The organism is Nostoc cf. edaphicum LEGE 07299 (assembly GCF_015207245.1).
Classification (GTDB): Bacteria; Cyanobacteriota; Cyanobacteriia; order Cyanobacteriales; family Nostocaceae; genus Nostoc; species Nostoc edaphicum_B.
Genome location: NZ_JADEXF010000731.1, coordinates 1 through 3,310 on the forward strand (window position 1 = coordinate 1; position 3,310 = coordinate 3,310).

The following is a 3,310-nucleotide window of genomic DNA, read 5'->3' on the forward strand; positions in this document are numbered from 1 at the left end:
CGCTTAGATATACCATTCACAAAATATGGTCGTTCCCAAAATGCTCGTCGTCAATTGAAAGCTTTCTTAGAAAAAATTATCAGCGAACGTAAACTTCAAGGCAACTTAGAAGAATCTTGTGATGTATTAGGATTGTTTTTGGCAGCATTAGGTGAAGAGGAAAATGCTTTTGCCCAGTCGCAGATCGTAGATGAACTCATACACTTATTAAATGCAGCGCATTTCACTACTGCTACATCCTTAACGTGGGCAATGGTTGAATTGGCAGCGCGTCCGCAATGGCGTGAGAAACTCCGCCAAGAACTTACAGAAGTTGTCAAAGATGAACCTTTGAACTTGGGACACCTCAAGCAACTTAATCAAATGACTTATTTTTTCAAAGAAATAGAACGACTTTACAATCCCGCAGGTGTAGTGCTGTTTCGGGGAGTTGTAAAAGAAATTGAATACGCAGGTTATCGCATTCCTCCCGGTTGGGTGGTGATTGTTGCTCAAGGATTAACGCATCGCATGAGCGAGATTTATACTAACCCAGAAAGTTTTGATCCAGAACGCTTTGCCCCTCCCCGCGAAGAAGATAAAAAAGACTCCTTTGCTTTAATTGGTTTTGGTGGTGGCGAACATATATGTATTGGAATAGAGTTTGCCAAGATGGAAATGAAGATTTTTTTGGCAACATTGCTACAACGATATGATTGGGAAGTGACACCAGAATATGAACCTAACAACTATCATCAACTACCGTTTCAAGTTGAAGGAAAATTACAGGCGCAAGTCACGTCGCTTGGCTCCGAATTCAAAATTCAAAATTCAAAATTCAAAATTAATAATACTCAGAAATAAATTTAGTCGCTCTGTATCATGAATCTATGTCGGTCAGCAATCTCGAACTGAGAAACTAAACTCAATATCAGGCTGTATCTATTGCTAACTTACTCACTTAGTTTTTTATTTTTAAGCACAAATTGCTCCAGATCGTGATATTGCCCTTTGAAGAAGGTATACTGTTTCTGTATACCCTGACTGTGAAAACCTAACTTTTCTAGCAACTTTTTAGAAGCGATATTTTCCAGCATGACGTGGGCAATAACAAAACGCAAACCCATTTTCTCAAACCCAAATTGCAAGATAGTACTCACCGCCTCAGTCATGATACCTTGTCTCCAAAAAGTACTGGCAAGCTCATAACCGACTTCGGCTGAGTGTTCTTGTGAGTTCCAGGTAAACCCACAAGAACCAATCAAAACGTTGTCTTGCTTACGGATAATTACCCAGCGAATTCCATCTCCTCGCTCAAACCTCTTGGCTCTACGTTCAATGACAGCGATCGCTTCTTTAATAGAAGTAAAGGTATCAAGATCGTGAAACTGAGTCACGCTCGGATCGGAGAATATAGCAAAGATAACCTCAGCATCCTGTAACGTTGTCTCACGAAGAAGGAGCCTTTCTGTTTCTAATTGAGGAAAGGAAGATAGTAAGAAATCGTTGCTCATAGTTGCGACTGATGATCTGGGGTTAGAGCTAAATTAGCGATCGCCACAGTAACAATTCAAAAGGCTCAAGGCTGAATAGTTTTCGCCGACTGGTTAAATAACAAATTTCGTAACTTATCTGGATCGAGCGCTTCAGTTTTCAATGCTTCGGCTTTCTCGTAGGCGCGAATTGTTGCTGGACGAGCTTTAATTGTCTCAAACCAGCGTTTAACATGAGGAAAATCCTCTAGGTTTTGACTTTGGAGTTCATGGGGCACTATCCAGGGATAAGCAGCAATATCGGCGATGGAATAATCGCCAGCGACAAATTCTCTATCTGCTAGTTGCTTATTCAGCACTGCATATAAACGTCCTGTCTCATTCACGTAGCGTTTAATAGCATATTCAATCTTTTCGGGAGCATAAGTACTAAAGTGATGATTTTGTCCCGCCATTGGCCCTAATCCTGCCATTTGCCAGAACAACCATTCTAAAACTTGAGTGCGATTACGTAAATCTTGGGGGATTAATTTGCCGATTTTTTCTGCCAAATATAGCAAGATTGCCCCAGACTCAAATACCGAAATTGGCGCACCTCCATCTGCTGGCTCGTGGTCAACGATCGCAGGCATACGATTGTTAGGAGAAATCTTTAGAAATTCTGGCTTAAATTGATCCCCAGCCGCAATATTCACAGGAATTATAGTGTATGGTAAGCCGACTTCTTCCAAGAAAATCGTGATTTTATGACCGTTTGGAGTTGCCCAATAGTAAAGTTCAATCATGGTTATTTTCCTAAAATTGTGCGATTGTTTTGTAGGTTAATAGTGTGTTAGAGACATCTCTTAATTACGAATTACGAATTACGAATTTGTACTGAGCGTAGCCGTTGGCGCAGCCTCTCGTAGAGAAGTATTACGAATTAGATTGTGGTGCTTTTGCGATCGCAGCCCAAACTCTATGGTGAACCTGAAGAATTGGTGTAGGATATTGTGTTTCGAGCAATGTTGCCAATTCCTGGTCAAATACTTCTACTTTTTCTGGTGTCAAACTGGCTCCCACACCAGCACTCGCTCGAATTCGTCCCCGCCAGTCTTCGTGTGTATAAGAGACAAATACATCATAAGAGAATGTGCGGATTTCTCGAAAACCTCCTTCGCCAATATCTTGTAACCACTGGGGATACAATCCATTACCGCCGTCCAAATTCCACACGGGATTATGAGCTTTGATCAGTCGTTCCGTTGCTTGAACTACATTACCTTTTAAGGGTATCCAATCAAAATGTGCGATCGCGATCAAGCCATTTCCTCTCAATATGCGAATAATTTCCTGGACGACCCGCGGACGGTCAAACCAATGCCAACATTGTCCCGCTGTCACCACATCCGCACTGGCGTCTGGTAACTCGGTATTCTCGGCAGTTGCGACTCGATAATCTACTTTTAGTTGGACAGCTTCGCTTAACTGTCTTGCTTGTTCTAACAGTGAGGCTGATGGATCTATGCCAATTACATAAGCACCTCTATCGGCAAACCCGCGCGCTAGTGTTCCTGTGCCGAGGTCAACAATATTCTGCCCTGGTAAACCTATACCATATTCAGACAGTTTGTTAAATAATGAACTGGGAAAGCCAGCCCGGTGTTTTGCATAGTCAGTAGCAGTTGCACCAAAATCAATTTTCATACCTGCAAAACTATTTTTGTAACAATTGTTTAGCTTAGAAGTTCTCTACCCACGGACGTAGTTCTACTTTATAAGTCCAAGCACTGCGGGGTTGGCGGAGAATACTGAGATAATAGTAATTTTTCGTGACAATAAAAATCAGTGATATATCT

General features: G+C 41.7%; 4 protein-coding genes. 1 reads left to right on the forward strand and 3 read right to left on the reverse strand.

Translation table 11 applies throughout. The features are described 5' to 3' along the window. On the forward strand, positions 1-843 hold an 843-nt coding region (locus tag IQ229_RS19710), incomplete at its 5' end, for a cytochrome P450 (RefSeq protein WP_194046636.1). A gap of 89 nt (positions 844-932) precedes the next feature. Here the strand turns inward: IQ229_RS19710 and IQ229_RS19715 are convergent. The 3 genes from IQ229_RS19715 to IQ229_RS19725 all read right to left on the reverse strand — a co-directional run bounded on the left by IQ229_RS19715 (position 933) and on the right by IQ229_RS19725 (position 3,158). Further along, positions 933-1,493: a GNAT family N-acetyltransferase gene (locus tag IQ229_RS19715; protein WP_194046638.1), complete on the reverse strand. Its 561-nt coding sequence runs from the start codon at positions 1,491-1,493 to the stop codon at positions 933-935. Positions 1,494-1,558: 65 nt separating this feature from the next. Next, positions 1,559-2,257 (reverse strand): glutathione binding-like protein, encoded by a 699-nt coding sequence (locus tag IQ229_RS19720; RefSeq protein WP_194046640.1) that lies wholly within the window; start codon positions 2,255-2,257, stop codon positions 1,559-1,561. 130 nt (positions 2,258-2,387) lie between these two features. Further along, positions 2,388-3,158, reverse strand: coding sequence for a class I SAM-dependent methyltransferase (locus tag IQ229_RS19725; protein ID WP_194046642.1), 771 nt, complete (start codon positions 3,156-3,158; stop codon positions 2,388-2,390). Positions 3,159-3,310 lie beyond the last annotated feature (152 nt).

Coding starts and splice junctions, on each gene's coding strand:
- IQ229_RS19715 (WP_194046638.1), bottom strand. CDS start 1,493: ATGAGCAACGATTTCTTACTATCTTCCTTTCCTCAATTAGAAACAGAA.
- IQ229_RS19720 (WP_194046640.1), bottom strand. CDS start 2,257: ATGATTGAACTTTACTATTGGGCAACTCCAAACGGTCATAAAATCACG.
- IQ229_RS19725 (WP_194046642.1), bottom strand. CDS start 3,158: ATGAAAATTGATTTTGGTGCAACTGCTACTGACTATGCAAAACACCGG.